This is a genomic window from Ancylomarina sp. (assembly GCF_041555295.1).
Taxonomy (GTDB): Bacteria; Bacteroidota; Bacteroidia; order Bacteroidales; family Marinifilaceae; genus Ancylomarina.
In genome coordinates, this window is record NZ_JBFFKR010000408.1 from 1 (window position 1) to 2319 (window position 2319).

At 35.8% G+C, this 2319-nt stretch carries 2 protein-coding genes; both read left to right on the forward strand.

Going from position 1 to position 2319, the window contains the following annotated elements; genetic code table 11:
* Window positions 1-1003: 1003 nt before the first annotated feature.
* Complete coding sequence (pyrB, locus tag ABY905_RS16525) at window positions 1004-1909, forward strand: aspartate carbamoyltransferase (RefSeq protein ID WP_372645870.1); 906 nt, start codon at window positions 1004-1006, stop codon at window positions 1907-1909.
* Between the two features lie 78 nt (window positions 1910-1987).
* Window positions 1988-2319 (forward strand): aspartate carbamoyltransferase regulatory subunit (locus tag ABY905_RS16530; RefSeq protein WP_372645872.1); only part of this gene is annotated, 332 nt, incomplete at its 3' end.

Sequence of the window (2319 nt, forward strand, 5' to 3'; positions counted from 1 at the left end):
ATAAGGACAAAAGAAAAAATAGTAGAGTACGCGATTTATCGCGTCTTAATCCAAAGGTTAAACACCCTACGCCATTCCGTATAATCGGAAACGACTTTCAAAGAAGTTTGAAAAGTCAAGATGCAAACCTGTAAGCGTTCGACAAAATCGCTCCTGACAGAGTTTAAGAACCACCTCCCCCTTTTCCGATAAATCGAAACGGGTACTCCTCCTTAAAATAAGGAGGAGAAATATATAATTACTGGAGTTGCTATATTTAGATGGACAAAAACATCTTCCTAATATTTTTTCACTTTTAATTAGTGAATAACGAGCTAGTCCCGAAATTTCGGGAACGAAGTCCATCTGTGGTTACTATTTTTCAGAAAAAAAATATTTAGACGCAGATAAGAGATGATTAAGAAAAAGATTATTAATTACGAATTATCAATGATGAATTACAACAGCTTGGCTATGCACTGAATCAGCTAACAAAACACACTTAGGACTACGGGAATTGAATGAAATAAAGGTTAATAGTGGTGTAACATCTGATTAATAAATCCTGACTGCAATTCCATTTCATCTAATTAGTGATCATTAGTGGTTTGCTATTTTTTAAATCTGTGTCATCTGTGGTTCAATTAAAAAAGTCACACAACTATCACTTCGACTCCCCCAGTGACCAATGACCATTGACTATTCTCTTCCCTAACGAAAAAAAACAGCCTGTAAATTTGAATATGTCCTTCCTTTATCTTTATATTTGTAGCCTAGAATGGAACATGTAATAATTCAATCTAGCCCTCTATCATTAGAAAGTGAAAACCTTCACTTTTGCAATTTCCATTTCTATTATTTTTCACGATTCGACTTATTCCTGAGACGAAAAGCCTGTGATTCAGGTCTCAAATCTCATTTATTATATTTTATATTAAAACCAACCTTGTCTATTCAATCGACAATCGTTGGTTTTTTTTTGATATTAAAACAACCATATTATACAAATTCTAAAAATTAAGAAATGGATAACAAAAGCTTAGTGTCTATTGATGACTACACCAAAGAAGAAATTTTGGAAGTACTTACCAGAGCAGCAGAATTTGAAAAGAACCCAAACTCCAATATTCTTGAGGGGAAAGTGATCTCTTCTCTATTCTTTGAGCCATCAACCCGAACTCGCCTGAGTTTTGAAACAGCTATTAGCCGTATGGGAGGCAAGATTGTTGGTTTTACGGATGCCTCTTCATCAAGTACAACCAAGGGAGAGACACTTAACGACACCATTAAGATGGTGAGTAACTATTCAGACCTGATCGTGATGCGCCACCCCATTGAAGGTTCTGCTCGCTGGGCTTCTGAAGTTTCTGATGTACCCGTGATTAATGCTGGTGATGGAGCTAATCAGCATCCAACTCAAACCATGCTCGATCTTTATTCTATTCAAAAGACACAAGGCACACTTGAGAATCTGAACATTTTTATGGTAGGTGACCTTAAATATGGACGAACGGTTCACTCTTTGTTAATGGCTCTTTCTCATTTTAATCCAACCTTTCATTTTATCGCACCTGCAGAACTGGAAATTCCAAGAGCCTATAAAATCTTAATGGATAAGAATAACATCACTTATTATGAGCATACCGAATTCGACTCAATCATTAACGATGCCGACATTCTTTATATGACTCGTGTTCAGCGTGAGCGTTTTGCCGATCCTTTAGAGTATGAAAAGGTTAAAAATGTCTACATTCTTAAAAACGATATGCTAAAAGATACAAAGGACAACTTACGTATCCTGCATCCACTACCAAGAGTAAACGAAATTGCAGTTGATGTGGATTCAAATCCGAAAGCTTACTATTTTGAGCAAGCTCTGAATGGTGTTTATGCCCGACAGGCTATCATTGCTAAAGCTCTGGATTTATAGCAGCTCTATTTCTCCCCTAAATCAAAGGGATTCATGTAGATTGAATAATTAATTTTTAAGACAAAAGCACATTAAGATATGACAGCAAAAAAAGAACTTCAAGTTAGAGCCATTGAGAATGGAACGGTTATCGATCATATTCCTGCAGAACTCGTTTTCAAAGTAATCAACATTCTTGAACTGGATAAATGTCCAACTACAGTCACTATTGGGAACAACTATAAGAGTGATATGCTGGGAAAAAAGGGTATCATCAAAATATCAGAGAAATTTTTCAAGGCTGAAGAGATCAATAAAATTGCACTGATTGCACCGAACGTGAAATTCAATATTATCAGAGATTATCGGGTTGTAGAAAAAAGTGTTGTTGAAGCTCCCAAAAAGGTTGAAGGCATCGTTAAATGTATGAA

Coding starts and splice junctions, on each gene's coding strand:
- pyrB (WP_372645870.1), top strand. CDS start 1,004: ATGGATAACAAAAGCTTAGTGTCTATTGATGACTACACCAAAGAAGAA.